The sequence below is a fragment of the Streptomyces sp. SolWspMP-5a-2 genome (assembly GCF_900091845.1).
Classification (GTDB): Bacteria; Actinomycetota; Actinomycetes; order Streptomycetales; family Streptomycetaceae; genus Streptomyces; species Streptomyces doudnae.
In genome coordinates this window covers 1-16298 of sequence record NZ_FMCI01000024.1, presented here as the reverse complement: position 1 = coordinate 16298, position 16298 = coordinate 1, and the positions used below count along the sequence as shown (strand labels likewise).

13 protein-coding genes and 1 pseudogene are annotated in these 16298 nt (G+C 73.1%); 7 read left to right on the top strand and 7 right to left on the bottom strand.

The window, feature by feature from the left end; genetic code table 11:
• The first annotated feature begins 187 nt into the window (after nucleotides 1-187).
• The 4 genes from GA0115242_RS01260 (at nucleotide 188) to GA0115242_RS01245 (ending at nucleotide 4543) form a co-directional block, all read left to right on the top strand.
• Nucleotides 188-991, top strand: coding sequence for a Tat pathway signal sequence domain protein (locus GA0115242_RS01260; protein WP_093823561.1), 804 nt, complete (start codon nucleotides 188-190; stop codon nucleotides 989-991).
• 53 nt (nucleotides 992-1044) lie between these two features.
• The gene (locus tag GA0115242_RS01255; RefSeq protein ID WP_093823560.1) at nucleotides 1045-2373 is read left to right on the top strand and encodes a copper amine oxidase; all 1329 of its coding nucleotides are present in this window, start codon (nucleotides 1045-1047) and stop codon (nucleotides 2371-2373) included.
• A gap of 102 nt (nucleotides 2374-2475) precedes the next feature.
• A complete protein-coding gene (locus tag GA0115242_RS01250) occupies nucleotides 2476-3714 on the top strand; it encodes an SAV2148 family HEPN domain-containing protein (RefSeq protein WP_093823558.1) in 1239 nt (412 codons plus the stop codon).
• A gap of 103 nt (nucleotides 3715-3817) precedes the next feature.
• Nucleotides 3818-4543, top strand: coding sequence for a 3'-5' exonuclease (locus GA0115242_RS01245; protein ID WP_093823556.1), 726 nt, complete (start codon nucleotides 3818-3820; stop codon nucleotides 4541-4543).
• Between the two features lie 13 nt (nucleotides 4544-4556).
• Here the strand turns inward: GA0115242_RS01245 and GA0115242_RS01240 are convergent, their stop codons facing one another.
• A complete protein-coding gene (locus tag GA0115242_RS01240; protein WP_093823554.1) occupies nucleotides 4557-5420 on the bottom strand; it encodes a phosphotransferase enzyme family protein in 864 nt (287 codons plus the stop codon).
• A gap of 262 nt (nucleotides 5421-5682) precedes the next feature.
• Between GA0115242_RS01240 and mgt the strand changes: the two are divergent.
• Nucleotides 5683-6937: pseudogene (mgt, locus tag GA0115242_RS01235) on the top strand (macrolide-inactivating glycosyltransferase).
• Between the two features lie 139 nt (nucleotides 6938-7076).
• On the opposite strand, the gene GA0115242_RS01230 reads toward mgt, so the two are convergent.
• On the bottom strand, nucleotides 7077-9338 hold the full coding sequence (locus GA0115242_RS01230; protein WP_093823551.1) for an MMPL family transporter: 2262 nt from the start codon (nucleotides 9336-9338) through the stop codon (nucleotides 7077-7079).
• Nucleotides 9339-9802: 464 nt separating this feature from the next.
• On the opposite strand from GA0115242_RS01230, the gene GA0115242_RS01225 reads away from it, so the two are divergent.
• Both GA0115242_RS01225 and GA0115242_RS01220 read left to right on the top strand, forming a co-directional pair.
• Nucleotides 9803-10357 (top strand): DUF1697 domain-containing protein, encoded by a 555-nt coding sequence (locus tag GA0115242_RS01225; protein ID WP_093823549.1) that lies wholly within the window; start codon nucleotides 9803-9805, stop codon nucleotides 10355-10357.
• 43 nt (nucleotides 10358-10400) lie between these two features.
• Nucleotides 10401-11456 (top strand): ketopantoate reductase family protein, encoded by a 1056-nt coding sequence (locus GA0115242_RS01220; RefSeq protein WP_093823546.1) that lies wholly within the window; start codon nucleotides 10401-10403, stop codon nucleotides 11454-11456.
• 51 nt (nucleotides 11457-11507) lie between these two features.
• On the opposite strand, the gene GA0115242_RS01215 is transcribed toward GA0115242_RS01220, so the two are convergent.
• From GA0115242_RS01215 to GA0115242_RS01190, 5 genes are all read right to left on the bottom strand, one after another.
• Nucleotides 11508-12269 carry a sirohydrochlorin chelatase gene (locus GA0115242_RS01215; protein ID WP_093823544.1) on the bottom strand — a complete coding sequence of 254 codons (762 nt, stop codon included), beginning with the start codon at nucleotides 12267-12269 and terminating at the stop codon, nucleotides 11508-11510.
• A gap of 9 nt (nucleotides 12270-12278) precedes the next feature.
• Nucleotides 12279-13157, bottom strand: a complete 879-nt coding sequence (locus tag GA0115242_RS01210) for an ABC transporter permease (RefSeq protein ID WP_093823542.1) — start codon at nucleotides 13155-13157, stop codon at nucleotides 12279-12281.
• Nucleotides 13144-13923: an ABC transporter ATP-binding protein gene (locus GA0115242_RS01205; RefSeq protein ID WP_093823540.1), complete on the bottom strand. Its 780-nt coding sequence runs from the start codon at nucleotides 13921-13923 to the stop codon at nucleotides 13144-13146. Before GA0115242_RS01205 ends, GA0115242_RS01210 begins: the two co-directional genes overlap by 14 nt.
• A 34-nt stretch (nucleotides 13924-13957) precedes the next feature.
• Nucleotides 13958-15079, bottom strand: a complete 1122-nt coding sequence (locus GA0115242_RS01200; protein ID WP_093823538.1) for an aliphatic sulfonate ABC transporter substrate-binding protein — start codon at nucleotides 15077-15079, stop codon at nucleotides 13958-13960.
• 235 nt (nucleotides 15080-15314) lie between these two features.
• Nucleotides 15315-16298 (bottom strand): sulfate adenylyltransferase subunit 1 (locus tag GA0115242_RS01190; protein WP_093823534.1); only part of this gene is annotated, 984 nt, incomplete at its 5' end.

Genomic DNA, 16298 nt, shown 5'->3' with positions numbered 1-16298 from the left:
TCCCGAGTCTCCCCGAAAGTGATGGAACCCTCGACGACTTACGTGCCTCTTACCTCTCGACCAGTGCATACCCGGTGTGCGGCCTGACCACCGCACTCCGGAGGTGCCGAATGTGTGGGGCCGAGACGTACTCCCGGGGGCGCAGGGGATCCGCCCGCGTGATCCGCCGGGGGAGCAGGGGGAGAATGTGCGCAGGACAGTCCACCGCCACCTGGGCAAGGTGGTGGCAGGCGCGGCGATCGCGGTGGCCGGTACCGCCGTCATGGTCGCCGTCACCCTGCCGGGGACGGCGGGTGCCGACGGCACCGCGGACGGCGCGGCGGGCGCCGGGCAGCAGGGACAGGGGCAGGGCGACGTGGTGCCGCAGGCCGTCGTCGAGCGGGCGCCCGCCGAGGGCGCCCGGGGCACCGGCCGCGACCCGCTCACCGACGACGAGCTGAAGCGCGTCGAGAAGATCGCCGTCGACCCGCCGATGTTCGGCGCCACCCAGAACGTGGCGGGCGGACGGGGACCGCAGCGGCTGAGCGTGGACCTCGCGGAGCCGGAGAACGGCGACACCGCCCCGGACGCGCCGCGCCGCGCGGAGGTCGCGTTCTACGACTACAAGGACGACGCCCTCGTCACCAAGACCGTCAACCTCGCCACCGGCCGGGTGGAGAGCACCACGCGGCAGCACGGCGTCCAACCGCCGCTCAGCCGGGCCGAGTTCGACGAGGCCACCAAGCTCCTGATCGCCGACCCGCTCGGCGCCGGACTCAAGGCCGACTTCAAGGACGCCACCGGGGACGTGCTCACCTCGCCCGGCCAGCTCCTGGTCAACGGCGCCGTCTACCGGGCCACTCCCGGCGTCCGGCCCGAGCGACTCGCCGCGTGCGGCGACCACCGGTGCGTCCGGCTGTTCCCGAAGGTCAGGAACGGCCCCTGGATCGACGCCCGCCACCTGGTGATCGACCTCAGCGACCGCACCGTCGTCGCGCTCGGCCGCGGCTGACCGTCCCGCGCCCTCCTCCGAACTCGCTCCTCCTGTAAGGGAGTCACCTCTCCATGCGCGTGAACAGCATCAGCCGTGCCCGCGGCCGGGCCGCCCTGGGCGTCGCCGTGGCCGCACTCGCCGTGGGCGCCACGGCCGGCGCGGGCCCCGCCGACGCCCGGCCCCAGCGGCAGCCGAGAGCCGCCGCCGCTGCCGCCGACTGCAGCGCCGCCTACCGCATCGAACAGAAGCTCTCCACCGGCACCACCTGGCGGATGTGCTGGCACTACGACAGCAAGGCCGGGCTGGTCCTGGAGAAGATCTCCTACCAGCCCAAGGGCGAGACCAAGCCCGTCAAGGTCCTCAACAGCGCCCGCCTCGGCCAGATCGACGTCCCCTACGACGACGGCAGCGTCGAGTACGACGACCTCACCGGCTTCGGCTTCGCGCAGGGCCTCGTCAACATGAACGCCGCGGAGTGCCCCGGCGGCACCATCAAGACCGTCAAGGTCCCGGACGCCTTCTACTCGGACAACCCCAACATCAAGGGGCTGTGCGCCACCACCCGGGCCCGCGGCCACGCCTACCGGATGCAGGCCGACACCGGCAACAAGGTGTACCAGCAGCAGGGCAAGGACCTGCTGATCTACACCGTCAACAAGGTCGGCTGGTACGAGTACATGACCGAGTGGCGCTTCCAGGACGACGGCACCGTCGCCATGAACGTCGGCGCCACCGGCAGCCTCTCGCCCGGCGACTACGACGCGGGCGACGGCCGCGGCTGGCCGATCGGCAAGGGCCCCAAGGCGTACGCCACCAGCCACAGCCACAACGTGTTCTGGCGCCTCGACTTCGGCCTCGACGGCTCCACCAAGGGCCGCGTCGAGCAGTACGACTCCAAGGTCACCGCGCCCGCCCGCGGCCAGGAGGCGCCGACCAACAGGACCACCGTCACCAAGGTCACCAAGGAACTCGCCGGTGACGCCAAGAACTACCGCTGGTGGCGGATGGTCAGCGCGACCGGCAAGAACAAGGACGGCCACGCCCGCTCCTACGAGATCGTGCCGGGCGCCACCACCAAGTTCCTCGGCCGGACCTTCACCCGGCACGACGTGTACTTCACCGAATACAACAAGTGCGAACAGTTCGCCAGCAACAACACCGGCGCCTGCCCGTCCGGGCACGGCAAGTCCGTGGACGCCTGGGTCAACGGGCAGACCCTCACTCACCCCATCACCTGGGTCAACGTCGGGTTCCACCACATCGCCCGGGACGAGGACCAGCAGCCCATGCCGGTCCACTGGCAGGGATTCTCCATCGCCCCTCGTGACGTCACCGCCATGAATCCGCTCACCCCGGCCGCCCTGGCCGATCAGAACGGACAAGTCACACCGCGCAGTTGAGAAACGACCTGTCCATCCGGCTGCACCGCCGACCGCTCCCGGAGTACCCTTCCTTGATCATTGGCACGGGGATTGCTCGGGGGAGCGGAAGGCGGTGCGCGGGTGGGCGCGGGAGGGCTGGAGCTGCCCCCTGGCGACGACGGTCGCGAGGGGAACTCCGCACAAGTCCCGCCCGGCACGGTGTCCCTGGCCCGGCCGATGGAGACCACCTCCATCGGCCCGGAGCTGGACTGGGACGCCGACGCCTGGCGCGAGGTGCGCACACGCGCCCAGCGGGCGGGCCGGGCCTACATCTGGCTGAACCTCGTCGAACAGCGGCTGCGCGCGGTCGTGGCGGCCGTGCTGCGGCCCGTCTACGAACCCGTCCACGGTGACGACTGGGTGGTCGCCGCCGCCGGACCGGCCGGGCAGGAGTGGGTGCAGCGCGCCGTCGCCGTCCGCGAAGTCAGCCGCCGCAAGGGCTACTTGCTCGACCCGGCCGACGACAACGTCCTCAGCTTCCTCACCCTGCCCCAGCTGCGCGAGCTGATGGTGCAGCACTGGCCGTGCTTCGAGCCGTACGTCGACGACCGCCGCGACGTCGAACTCGCCCTGGACGAGCTGGAGGTGACCCGCAACGTCGTCTCCCGCAACCGCGCCCTCTCCGAGGCCGTCCTCAACCAGGCCGAACGCGCCTCCGCGCGCATCCTGGAGACCCTCGGCTCGGCCGGTGACGTGCCCTCCGCGCGCAGGCTGCCGGTCGACGCCGTCGAGGACCTGGTCGGCGAACGGTACGCCGACGTCGTCGCCGTCCACTCCGACCGGGTCCGCCTGCTGCGCCAGTTCCCGGCCGAGGACATCTTCGGCGGCGCCCGCCGCCTGGACGCCGTCGGCATCGGCCTGAACCTGCTGGTGCAGAACTTCTCCGGGCGCCGCCTGGTCCGCCTCGCCGAGGCCGGCTGCCGGGTGAGGCTGCTGTTCCTCAACCCCGCCTCCAGCGCGGTCAAGCGCCGCGAGCGCGAACTCGGCATGAAACGGGGCGAACTGAGCCGCGCCGTCGAGATGAACATCCTCCACATGCGCCGCGTCCGCTCCCGGCTGCGCGACCCCGGCGCGTTCGAGATCCAGGTCTACGACGAGACCCCGCGCGTCACCGCCTACCTGGTCGACGCCGACGGCCCGGACGGCATCGCCGTCGTCCAGTCCTACCTGCGCCGCTCCCGGGGCATGGAGGCGCCGGTCCTGGTGCTGCGCAACGGCAACCGGGTGGTGAAGACGGACGAGGCGGACGACGTCGGACTCTTCGCCACCTACCGCGAGGAGTTCGAGATGTCCTGGGCGGATTCGCGCCCCGTGTCCTGATCGTCCCGCCGCCGGAAACGGAACGCGCCCCTCTGGTTGTCAGTGGCCCATGGCAGGGTGGGAGACCACTGGGGGAACGCACCACCGAGAAGGGGGGCCACGCATGGGCTGGCACCGGGAGCTGCTGATCGGCTTCGACCTGGAGACGACAGGGACCGATCCGCACGAGGCACGTATCGTCACGGGCGCCGTGATCGAGGTCACGGCGCGGGAGCCCGGCGGCCACCGCGAGTGGCTGGCCGACCCGGGCGTGGAGATACCCGCGGACGCGGTCGCCGTGCACGGCATCACCAACGAGCGGGCCGTGGCCGAGGGCCGCCCCGCCGCCGAGGTCGCGGACGCCATCGCCGACACCCTCACCGGCTACTGGGACGCGGGCGTCCCGGTCGTCGCGTACAACGCCGCCTTCGACCTGAGCCTGCTCTCCGCCGAACTGCGCAGGCACGGACTGCCGTCGCTGAGCGAGCGCCTCGGCGGCCGCGAGCCCGCGCCCGTCGTCGACCCGTACACCATCGACCGCCGCGTCGACCGCTACCGCCGCGGCAAACGCAACCTGGAGGCCGTCTGCACCGAGTACGGCGTCCGGCTCGACGCCGCCCACGAGGCGGGCGCCGACGCCCTCGCCGCAGCCCGGCTGGCCACCGCGATAGCCGAGCGCCACCCGAAGGTCGCGGAGCTGGGCCCGGCGGAACTGCACCGCCGTCAGATCGCCTGGTACGCCGAGTGGGCGGCCGACTTCCAGGACTTCCTGCGCCGCAAGGGCGAGACGGACGCCGTCGTGGACGGCACCTGGCCGCTGCGCGCACCGGCCGGGGAGACGGTCGGCTGAGCCGCGGCGCGGTTCAGAAGGGGTACCAGCGGACCGACTCGTCGCCGTCCCGCAGGGACGCCACCCGGCGCCGGAACTCCACCAGCGCCTCGGGGTTGCCCGGCGCGTGCTGGGCAACCCAGGCGCAGCTCGCCGTCTCGCGGGCGCCGCGCAGCACCGAACAGCCCGCCCACTCCCGCACGTCCCAGCCGTAGGTCGTGGTGAAGGCGTCGTACGCCTCGGCGGGCAGCCCGTACCGGTCCCGGGACAGGGCCATGACCACCAGGTCGTGCTCGCGCAGGTCGGCGGAGAAGGTCTCCAGGTCCACCAGGACCGGGCCGTCCGCGCCGACGTGCACATTGCGCGGCAGGGCGTCGCCGTGGATCGGGCCCGGCGGCAGATGCGGGGTGAGCGCCGCCGCCGCTGCCGCGAAACCGTCCCGGCGCTCCCGCAGATAGGCCGCGTCCTCGGGGTCGACGGTGTCGCCCGCGAGCCGCAGCCAGCGCTCCACCCCGCCCAGCAGCTCACGGGCCGGGAGCGCGAAGGGCGGCGCGGGCAGCGCGTGCACCAGCCGCAGCAGCCCGGCCAGGTCGCCGGGTTTGGCCGGGCGCACCGGGTCGGGCAGCCGCTCCCACACGGTCACCGGGTGCCCCTCGACCAGCAGCGGCTCCGGGCGGGCCGCCCGTACGGCGGGCACCCCGGCCTCCGCCAGCCAGAGGGCGACGGACAGCTCGCGCCGGGCCCGGTCCAGGAGTTCGGCGTCCCGGCCGACCTTGACCACCAGGTCACCGGCGGCGAAGACGGCGTTCTCGCCCAGGGCGAGGAGCCGGGCCCCGTCCGCCGGGCCGGGCAGCACCTCCGCCGCGGCCAGTACCTCCCGGGCCCGTGCCTCGTCCATCGTCCGCCTCCGTGTCGTGATCCGTGCGGTGCCCTCCCGCGCGGAGCCCCGGCGGGTGCGCCCACCGGCACATCCGCGGGCCCTCGCCGTCGGCACCGCCGGTCAGTGTCCCATCCGCACCACCCGCACCGCCCGCCCGGCCACCTGACGGACCCCCGCCCGCACTCCTCCCCACCCCTGCTCCCCGCCCCGCACCCGCGCCCTCCCGTCGCCCGCCGTCCTGCCCCTTCCGTCCCCGTCGCCTCCCGTCGCGGAAAACAGATTGCACGAGACGTTTCGTCTCGCCTAGCGTCGTCGTCATGACCGCACCCGCCCACATCGCCATGTTCTCCATCGCCGCCCACGGGCACGTGAACCCGAGCATCGAGGTGATCCGCGAACTCGTCCGCCGCGGGCACCGGGTCACGTACGCGATCCCGCCGGTCTTCGCGGAGAAGGTCGCCGGGACCGGCGCCGAACCCAGGACCTGGCACTCCGTGCTGCCCTCGCCCGACGACGACCCGGCGGCCTGGGGGACCACCCTGCTCGACCACGTCGAACCCTTCCTCGACGACGCCGTCCAGGCGCTGCCCCAGCTGGCCGAGGCGTACGAGGGCGACGAACCGGATCTGGTGCTGCACGACATCACCTCCTATCCGGCCCGGGTCCTCGCGCACCGCTGGGGCGTCCCGGCGATCTCCCTCTCCCCGAACCTCGTCGCCTGGGAGGGGTACGAGAAGGAGGTCGCCGAACCGATGTGGGCCGAGCCCCGCCGCACCGAGCGCGGCCGGGCCTACTACGCCCGGTTCCAGGCGTGGTTGGCGGAGAACGGCGTCACCCGTCACCCGGACCCCTTCGTCGGCAGGCCGGACCGGTCGCTGGTGCTGATCCCGCGCGCCCTGCAGCCCCACGCCGACCGGGTCGACACCCGCGTGCACACCTTCGTCGGCGCCTGCCAGGGCGACCGGGCGGCACAGGGCGGCTGGCGGCGCCCGCCGGAGGCCGGGAAGGTGGTCCTGGTGTCGCTGGGCTCGGCCTTCACCGACCGGCCCGACTTCTACCGGGAGTGCGTGCGGGCCTTCGGCGGCCTGCCCGGCTGGCACCTGGTGCTCCAGATCGGCCGGCACGTGGACCCGGCCGCGCTCGGGGACGTCCCGGCCAACGTCGAAGTGCACGACTGGGTGCCGCAGTTGGCGATCCTCCGGCAGGCTGACCTGTTCGTCACCCACGCCGGGGCGGGCGGCAGCCAGGAGGGCCTCGTCACCGGCACCCCGATGATCGCCGTCCCGCAGGCGGTCGACCAGTTCGGCAACGCCGATCTGCTCCAGGCGCTGGGCGTGGCCCGCCGGGTAGACACCGCGGACGCGACCGCCGCGACCCTGCGCGCCACCGCGCTCGCCCTGGTCGACGACCCCGCCACGGCCCGTCGGCTAGCCAGGCTCAAGGCCGAGACGGCGGCGGAGGGCGGCGTCGAGCGGGCGGCCGACCTGATCGAGGCCGAACTCCCGGGACACAGGCCCCGTCCGGCCGGTCCCTGACGCCCGCCGCCTCGGCAGCGGGGAGAGCGGAGGACCCGTCGTAACGGACCGGGCAAGTCCGTCAACCCCGGGCAGAGGAGAACCCGTTGGTCCCCCCGGGACATCAACGGGCTCTCCGGCACGGGCGGGTGCCTGTCGGTCACACCCGCAGGGGCTCGCCCTCGTCGTCGCGGGCCGCCGGGCGGGCCGGCGGCAGCGGCGTCTCGTCGTGGGTGAGGTCGGGCAGTCGGCGCAGCCAGCTCGGGAAGTACCAGTTGCGCTCGCCGAGCAGCGCCATCACCGCGGGGAGCAGCACGCCCCGGATGACCGTCGCGTCGATGAGGACCGCGGCGGCCAGGCCGACGCCCATCTGCTTCATCGACTGCATGGAGAGCGTCCCGAAGATCGCGAACACGGCGACCATGATGACCGCGGCGCTGGTGACGACGCCCGCCGTGGTGACCACGCCGTGCTCGATCGCGTCCCGGGTGGAACGCCCCCGCAGGCGGGCCTCACGGATCCGGGAGACGACGAAGACGTGGTAGTCCATCGACAGGCCGAACAGGATCACGAAGAGGAACAGCGGCAGCCAGGAGATGATCGCGCCGACGCCCTCCGCGCCGACCAGGGACGCGCCCCAGCCGTGCTGGAAGACGGCGACGAGGATGCCGTACGCGGCGCCCACCGACAGCAGGTTGAGCACGATCGAGGTGGCCGCCACCGTCAGCGAGCGGAACGACAGCAGCATCAGCGCGAACGCGAACACCACCACGAAGACGAAGACCGGGACGACCGCGCCGGTCAACTGGGCGTTGAAGTCCAGCGATCCGGCGACCTGGCCGGTGATCGGCGCCCGCACCCCGGCCACCTTCCCGAGGGTCGCGGGGCGCACCTCGTCGCGCAGCGTCGTCAGGCTGGCGCCCGCCGCCTCCAGGTCGGAGCCGCCGACCAGCGGCACCCGGACGACGGCGACGTTCTGCGCGTCGTGCAGCCTGATCTCCACCGGGCCGCGCGAGGCGCCCGAGGAGACGGCACGCTTCTTGAAGGCGGCGAGCGCGGCCCGCACCTCGGGCGCGGCGATGTCCCGCGCGCTGACGACCACCTCGGCCGGTTCCGAACCGCCGGGGAACGCCTCGTTGACCCGGTTGTAGGTCTGCACGATGGGCAGCGAGTCGCCGAACTCCTGGTCCAGGGTGAGGTTCTGGGTCTTCATGCCGAGCGCGGGCGCGGCGACGGCGAGCAGCGCCCCGGCCGCGACGACCACGGAGACCAGCGGCTTCGCGAGGACGCCGCGCAGCACGGTCCGCCAGAACCGGCTCTCGCCGCCGGTCCGCGCGGACCGCCGCTCCATCGCCTTGCGCAGGACGGGGATGCGGCCCTTCTCGACCCGCTCGCCGAGCAGCGACAGCAGCGCGGGCAGCACGGTCACCGAGCCGACCATCGCGACGGCGACCACCATCAGCGAGGCCAGGCCCATCGCCTCGAAGTCGGAGATCCCGGTGAACAGCATGCCCGCCATCGCCACGCAGACCGTGACGCCGGAGACGACGATCGCGCGGCCACTGGTGGCGGCCGCGATCCGCAGCGCGGTCGCCGCGTCCCGTCCGGCGGCCTGCTCCTCGCGCTCCCGGCGCAGATAGAACAGGCAGTAGTCGACACCGACGGCCAGACCGACCAGCAGCATCACCGAGTTGGCGGTGTCGCTCATCGGCTGGACATGGCTGACGACGCCCATCAGACCCATCGTCGCCACGATCGCGGTGATCGCCAGCGCCACCGGCAGCAGCGCCGCCACCAGCGCGCCGAACGCGATCAGCAGGATGCCGAGGGCGACCGGCACCGCGGACAGCTCGGCCTTCTGGAAGTCGTCCCCGAAGGCGTCGTCGAACGTCTTGTGCATGCTGGCGCCGCCGATCTCCTCGATCCGCAGCCCGCTGTGCTCCTTCTGCACCCCGGCGACCGCGTCGAGGACCGGGCCCACCCGGTCGCCCGCGGTGTCGGAGGCGCCCCGCATGTCGAACTGGACGAGGGCGCTGCGCCCGTCCCCGGAGACCGTGCCGGTGTCGTAGGGCGACTTCACGCCCGTGACCTCGCCGGTGCCCTCGACCGCCGTCATCACCGCCGTGACCGCCGAACGGAACCCGGCGTCGGTCGCCCTGACGCCGTCGCCCGTGGCCTGCACGAGGACCGTCTCGCCCGCGGGCTCCTCGATCCCGGCCTCCTCGACGATCCGCGCGGCGGTGTGCGTCTCCCCCTTGAGCTGGTCGCTGTCCTTGACGTCGACGCGGCCCGCCACCGAACCGAGCCCCGTCGCCAGTACGACGAACAGTATCCAGATGCCGACCGCCGCCCACCGGTGGCGGGCGCTCCAGCCGCCCGCCCGCGCGGCGATGCCCCGTACCCGCGCCTGTCCGTTCCCCATGACGGGCCTGCCCTCGTGTGCGCGGTGACAGCCCCCTGCCGTCACCTCCGCTTCGAAGGTATGTGCGGGATAAGCGTCCCTCGTCCTGCTCCCCGGTGACCCGGAGGGCCGCGGGCTCCTCCGTGCGGACGGCGCCGGCTCACCGCCGCGGAGGAGCCGGGTCCCTTACATCTATCGGGGTCGGCAGGGCCCCGTCTCCGGGTCGCGGGACCCCGCCCGTCAGGGTCGGGGACGGGGACGCGCCCCACCCGTCGGGTCCGGGACGGGAGCGCGCCCCGGGGGCCGGGCCGCGCGGTCTCGGGGTGCCGGGTCCGCGGCCGGGGGCCGGACGCCGGTGACGCGGGCGCGGGAGCCGCCGCCCGCCGGGCGCACCGGCCAGGCGCGCACACCGGCGCGTGCGCCACCCGTGGACCGGCCGCCGCGCCCACCCCCGCGCGGCCCCACCGGCGACTTATGGTGTGCGCATGACGACGACGTACGCGGCGCTCCTGCGCGGGATCAACGTGGGCGGCAGGAAGAAACTCCCGATGGCCGAGCTGCGACAGCTCCTGGAGGGCCTCGGGCACGGCGGCGTCCGCACCCACCTCCAGAGCGGCCAGGCCGTCTTCACCACCGCACGCGGCGACGAGGAGAGCCTCGCCGCCGAGCTGTCCGAAGCCATCGAGAAACGATTCAGCTTCCCGGTGGACGTGATCGTCCGCGACCACGCCTACCTCCGCGCGGTCGTCGACGACTGCCCCTTCCCGGCAGCGGAACTGGAACCCCGACAGCTCCACGTCACCTACTTCTCCGCCCCCGCCGACCCGGCCCGCTTCACCGACATCGACCGCGACACCCACCTCCCCGAGGAGTTCCGCCTCGGCGACCGCGCCCTGTACCTGTACGCCCCCGACGGCCTCGGCCGCTCCAAGCTCGCCGAGGCGCTCGCCCGCCCCCGCGTCAACAGGGGCCTGATCGCCACCACCCGCAACTGGAACACCGCGGCCAGACTCGCCGAACTCACCCGCCCGACCGGCTGACACCGCCCCCCCGCCCCCACGGACCGTGTGCGAGGCTCGCCCCATGCGCTACATCATCATCGGAGCGGGAGCCGTCGGCGGTTCCATCGGCGGACGTCTCGCGGGCGCGGGACACGACGTGGTCCTGGTGGCGCGCGGCGCCCACCTCGCGGCGCTGCGCCGGGACGGACTGCGACTCACCGTCCCCGACGGGGAGTTCACCCACCGCCTGCCCGCCGTCGAGGGCCCGGCCGAACTGGGCGAGCTGCGGCCCGACGACGTCCTGCTGCTCGCCGTCAAGACCCAGCACACCGAGGACGCCCTCCGGGCCTGGGGACCCGCGCCGGTGGCCGGTGGCGGCACCGCGGCCGAACGGCTGCCGCTGCTGTGCGCGCAGAACGGCGTGGAGAGCACCCGCGTCGCACTGCGCGTCTTCCGCCGCGTCTACGGCGTCTGCGTCTGGCTGCCCGCCACCCATCTGGAACCCGGCGCCGTCTCCGCCGCGGGCGCCCCGCTCACCGGCATCCTGCACATCGGCCGCTACCCGCACGGCACCGACGACACCGCCCGCGCGGTCGCCGCCGACCTGGAGACCGCACGCTTCGAGGCGCCCGTCGCCGCCGACGTCGAGCGCTGGCGCCACGCCAAACTCCTCGCCAACCTCGGCAACGCCGTCGAAGCGCTCACCGGGCCCCTGGAGCACGACGACGCCGCGGCCCTCCTCGACCGGGTGCGGGCCGAGGGCGCGGCCGTCCTCGACGCGGCCGGCATCGGCCACGCGAGCCCCGAGGAGCAGCGCGCGGTGCGCGGCCACAAGGTCGACCAGGTGCCGATGGAGGGCACCCCGCGCGGCGGCGGCTCGTCCTGGCAGTCCCTCACCCGGGCCACCGGCACCATCGAGACCGACTACCTCAACGGCGAGATCGCCCTCCTGGGCCGCCTGCACGGTGTGCCGACCCCTCTGAACGAGCTGCTGCAACGCCTCGCCGACCGGTTCGCCGCCGAACGCCGGGCCCCGGGATCGCTCCCCCTGCCCGATCTCCTGCGTCTCGCCGAGGCTGCTGAGGCCGACGGGTCGGATGCGGCCGTCGAGTCCGGTGCGGCCGTCGAGGAGTCCTGAGCGGCCGCTCCCGGGCGCGGGACGCGCGACGGGCGGGCGGCGCGGCCGGGGTCAGGCGCTGAGCACCGGACGCAGGGCCGCCGGGCCACCGGCGACCGCCTCCGCGTACCGGCCCAGCACCACCCGCGCCACCTCGGGCGAGGCACCCAGCACGTCGGCCAGCACATCGGCCTGCGCCGCGCCCCGCGCGATCCGGTCGGGCAGGAAGCCCGGCGCCAGCACGTACGGCGCCACCGCCACCCGCTCGCAGCCGAGCGCGCGCAGCTCCCGCACCGCGTCCTCGGTGCGGGGCAGCGCCGCCGACGCGAACGCGGGCCGCACCGCCCGCCAGCCGGTCTCCCGCCACTGCCGCGCGACGTCCCCGATCACCGCGATGGCCTCCGGGTCCGTCGACCCCGCCGAGGCCAGCACGACCCCGGTCGACGCCTTGTCCGCGGGCGTCAACCCCGCCTCGTACAGCCGCCGTTCGAGCGCGGACAGCAGCAGCGGCGACGGGCCGAGCACCTCCGTCTGGCGCACGCGCAGCCGCCGGGGCGCCTCCCGCAGCACGGCGGGGATGTCCGCCTTCGCGTGGAAGGCGCGGGTCAGCAGCAGCGGCAGCGCCACCACGTCACGGACGCCCTCCGCCGCCAGGGACTCCAACACCGCCGGAACAGAAGGGATGTTGAAGTCCAGGAAGCCGGTCTCCACCCGCAGTCCGGGCCGCAGCGACCGTACCCGCCGCACCAGGGCGTGCACGGTCGCCGCGTGCCGGGGATCGCGACTGCCGTGGGCGATGACGACGAGAACGGGGGAGACCTGCCGGACGTTCATGGGACTGCCTCAGCTCCTCACCAGCAGACCGCGGCCGCGCAGCACCCTGCGCTCCAGCGGGCTGAAGATCAGCAGATCGATCGCGATGCCGACGAACAGGATCAGCAGGATCGCCTCGAACACCATCGCCATGTCGCTCGCCGTGCGGCCGTTCTCCAGCAACTGCCCCAGGCCCACGCCGAGATCGGGGAAGTTCGCGATGATCTCCGCGGCCATCAGCGACCGCCAGGAGAACGCCCAGCCCTGCTTGAGCCCCGCCACGTAGCCGGGCAGCGCGGCGGGCAGCGTGACGTGCCAGACGCCCTTCAGCCCGGTCGCGCCCATGGTGCGGCCCGCCCGCAGGAACAGCGGCGGCACCTGGTCGACGCCGGAGACCAGCCCGTTGGCGATGGAGGGCACCGCGCCGAGCAGGATCACCGCGTACATCATCGAGTTGTTCAGGCCGAGCCAGATCACCGCGGGCGGCACCCACGCCACCGACGGCAGCGACTGGAGCCCGGAGAGGATCGGCCCGATCGCCGCCCGCACGAACTTCACCCGCGCCACCAGCAGCCCGAGCGGGGTGCCGATGAGCAGCGCGAAGAAGAAGCCGAGCAGACCGCGCGACACGCTGGTCCAGATGTAGCCCAGCAGATCGCCCCGGAGCCAGGCGTCCTTGAAGACGGCCCCGACCGCCGCGGGCGACGGCAGCTTCGACGGGTCGTCGACGACCGGGTACAGCAGCGTCCAGGCCACCAGGACCACCGCGATCGCGATGACCGGCGGCAGGACCTTGTTGACGAGGGTGTGCCGCAGGGGCGGCCGCCCGGCGGCCGCGGTCTCCAGGGCGTCGAGACCGGCCTCGACGCTGCCCGCGTCCTGGGCCGGTTGCGTCTCAGTGCTGGCCATGGCGGCGGATCTCCCCACGCAGTACATCGGTGATCTCCAGGGACAGTTCGGCCACCGGCGCGTCCTCGATCCGGCGCGGCTGCGGGATGCCCACCGTCCACTCCCGGGCGATCCTGCCCGGCCGGGAGGACAGCAGGATCACCCGCTGGGCGAGCCGTACCGCCTCGCGCACGTTGTGCGTCACGAACAGCACGGAGACTCCCGTCTCCGCCCAGATCCTGGTCAGTTCGTCGTGCAGCAGGTCCCGGGTGATGGCGTCGAGCGCCGCGAACGGCTCGTCCATCAGCAGCAGGTTGCTCTCCTGGGCCAGCGCCCGCGCCAGCGCGACCCGCTGCCGCATACCGCCGGACAGCTCGTGCACCCGCTTGCCGTAGGCGCCCTTGAGCCGGACCAGTTCGAGCAGTTCCTCGGTCCTGCCGCGCCGCTCCGGCTTGGGCACGCCCCGCAGCCGCAGGGCGAGTTCGATGTTGCGGCCCGCGGTCAGCCACGGGAACAGCGCGTGCTCCTGGAACATCAGGGCCGGGCGCCCGTCGGTGGTGATGGTGCCCGCGGTGGGCCGGTCGAGACCCGCCACCAGGTTCAGCAGCGTGGACTTTCCGCAGCCCGAGGCGCCCAGGAGGGTGACGAACTCGCCCGGCGCGACATCGACGGTGATGTCGTCCAGGACGAGCTGCTGCCCGGCCGGGGTCGTGAAGGACTTGGAGACGTGCTCGATGCGTGCGGCGTGCTCGACCGCCTCTTCGGCCTTGGCGAGGGTCGTGGCCATGGTCGTCACCTCCTGGGAACTCGTCGGGGCCGGATCAGCTGGTGCCGAGACCCGCTGCGTCCACGGTGCTCGCGCCCTGGGCCTTGAGGACCTTGTTCAGGAGCGTGAGGTCGTAGATGCCCTTGAGGTCGGGCTTGGCCAGCAGACCGGCCTTGACCGCGTGCCGCGCCTCGGTGTCGAGGGTGGCGGCCAGCGGGTCGTCGGTGAACTGGATGGACTTCCAGGCCGGGTCGAGGACGTCGGCGGGCAGTTCCTTGCCGGAGTCCACGCCGAGCTGCTTGTTGGCGGACGCCTTCGCCTCGTCGGGGTTGGCGTTGATCCACTTGTTGCTGTCGACGGCCGCCTTCAGGACCGCCTCGACGGCCTTCGGGTGCTCCTTGAGGAAGCTATGCCGCACGATGATGTTGGTGATCACGAACTTCTTGTCCGGCCACAGCGACGCCTCGTCGAGCAGCACCTTGCCGCCCTCGGCGACCAGCTTCGACGCGGTCGGTTCGGGCACCCACGCGCCGTCGATCGAGCCCGCCTTGAAGGCGTCCGGGGTGATCTTGTTGTCGGTGCGGACGACGGTGACGTCGCCCTTGCCGCTCTGCGCGTCGACCTTCCAGCCCTTCTCGGCGGCCCAGTTGAGGAACGCCACGTCCTGGGTGTTGCCGAGCTGGGGCGTCGCTATCTTCTTGCCCTTGACGTCGTCGAGCGAGGTGATCTTCTTCGGGTCGACGACCAGCTTGACCCCGCCGGACGCCGAACCGCCGATGATCTTCAGGCTCTTGCCCGCCGACTTGGTGTACCCGTTGATCGCGGGGGAGGGGCCGATCCAACCGATGTCGATGGAACCGGAGTTGAGTGCCTCGATCTCGGAGGGCCCGGCGTTGAAGGTCGCGTACTGCGCCTTGGTGGCGCCCAGTTCCTTCTGGAACAGGCCCTGTTCACGGCCGACCAGCGCGGTCGCGTGAGTCAGGTTGCCGAAGTAGCCGATCTTCACGGAGTCGAGACCGTCGATCTTCTTCGACCCGGCGGCGACCTTCTGGTTCGACGCGTCGTCCTTGGACTCGGAGCCGTAGCCGCAGGCGGCGAGGGCGAGCAGGGGCAGTGCGGCCAGGACGGCGGCACCGCGGCGCGCGAACCCGGTACGGGCTGAGCGGTTGGCAGGCACGGGAGGGGTTCCTCTCGTCGGCCCGGCGGTCACGGTCTCTCAGGTCGTGGCCGGGAGGTCGGCAGGGTGTCTTCGTCGTCTCGGAGACGTCCGGCGGGGGGACAGGGCGCGCAGGCGGTGCGCGTACGTCATCGCGCACATCGCGCCACCCCGCCCTGCCCGCTGCCGAGGGCGCCGCTGCCGACGCGGCCGCCCTCCTTCGCGAACGTGGAGTAGAAGTCGTTCCCGGCCATGGTCAGAAGTCCCAACCGTCGTCGTCCGCGGGGTCCTTGACCGGCTCGGGAGCCGCGAAGGACTCGCCGACCATGCCGGCCGTGAGCGTGGTGCCGTCGCTGGGGTCGATCAGGATGAACGAGCCGGTGCGCCGGGAGTCGGCGTACGCGTCCACCGGCAAGGGCTCCGCGGTGCGGATCTTCACCCGGCCGATGTCGTTGGCGACGAGCTGCCCCGGGTGCGGGTGCAGGGAGAGGTCGTCGAGGGTGAGGCGGGACGGGATGTCCTTGACGATCGCCTTGACGGTGCGGGTGCCGTGCTTGAGGAGCACCCGGTGCCCGACGGCCAGCGCCTCGTCGGCGACATGGCAGACGGTCGCCTCGATGTCCTGGGTGGTCGCGGGCGCGTCCGTGCCCGGCACGATCAGGTCGCCGCGCGATATGTCGATGTCGTCCTCCAGCAGGAGCGTCACCGACTGGGTCGTCCACGCCACCTGGACCGGTTCGCCCAGCAGGTCGATGCCGGAGATCCGCGAGGTGCGGCCGGACGGCAGCACGGTGACCTCCTCGCCGACCCGGAACGAGCCCGCGGCGATCTGACCGGCGTAGCCCCGGTAGTCGGGGTGCTCGGCGGTCTGCGGGCGGATCACGTACTGCACCGGCAGCCGGGCGTGGCAGTGGCTCAGGTCGTGGGCGACCGGGACCGTCTCCAGGTGTTCCAGGACGGTGGGGCCGCCGTACCAGTCCATCGTCGCGGACGGGTCCACCACGTTGTCGCCCGCGAGCGCGGAGATCGGGATCGCGGTGACCTCGGGCACCCCCAGCTCGGTCGCGTACGCCGTGAACTCCTCGGCGATCGCGGCGAAGACCGGCTCCGCGTAGCCGACCAGGTCCATCTTGTTGACGGCGAGGACCACGTGCGGCACCCGCAGCAGGGCGGCGATCGCCGCGTGCCTGCGGGTCTGCTCGACGACGCCGTTGCGGGCGTCGACGAGGACGACGGTCAG

Bases quoted from the DNA above. Each gene is read 5' to 3' on its own strand.
- GA0115242_RS01255 (WP_093823560.1), top strand. From the start codon at position 1,045: ATGCGCGTGAACAGCATCAGCCGTGCCCGCGGCCGGGCCGCCCTGGGC.
- GA0115242_RS01245 (WP_093823556.1), top strand. From the start codon at position 3,818: ATGGGCTGGCACCGGGAGCTGCTGATCGGCTTCGACCTGGAGACGACA.
- GA0115242_RS01240 (WP_093823554.1), bottom strand. From the start codon at position 5,420: ATGGACGAGGCACGGGCCCGGGAGGTACTGGCCGCGGCGGAGGTGCTG.
- GA0115242_RS01230 (WP_093823551.1), bottom strand. From the start codon at position 9,338: ATGGGGAACGGACAGGCGCGGGTACGGGGCATCGCCGCGCGGGCGGGC.
- GA0115242_RS01225 (WP_093823549.1), top strand. From the start codon at position 9,803: ATGACGACGACGTACGCGGCGCTCCTGCGCGGGATCAACGTGGGCGGC.
- GA0115242_RS01220 (WP_093823546.1), top strand. From the start codon at position 10,401: ATGCGCTACATCATCATCGGAGCGGGAGCCGTCGGCGGTTCCATCGGC.
- GA0115242_RS01215 (WP_093823544.1), bottom strand. From the start codon at position 12,269: ATGAACGTCCGGCAGGTCTCCCCCGTTCTCGTCGTCATCGCCCACGGC.
- GA0115242_RS01210 (WP_093823542.1), bottom strand. From the start codon at position 13,157: ATGGCCAGCACTGAGACGCAACCGGCCCAGGACGCGGGCAGCGTCGAG.
- GA0115242_RS01205 (WP_093823540.1), bottom strand. From the start codon at position 13,923: ATGGCCACGACCCTCGCCAAGGCCGAAGAGGCGGTCGAGCACGCCGCA.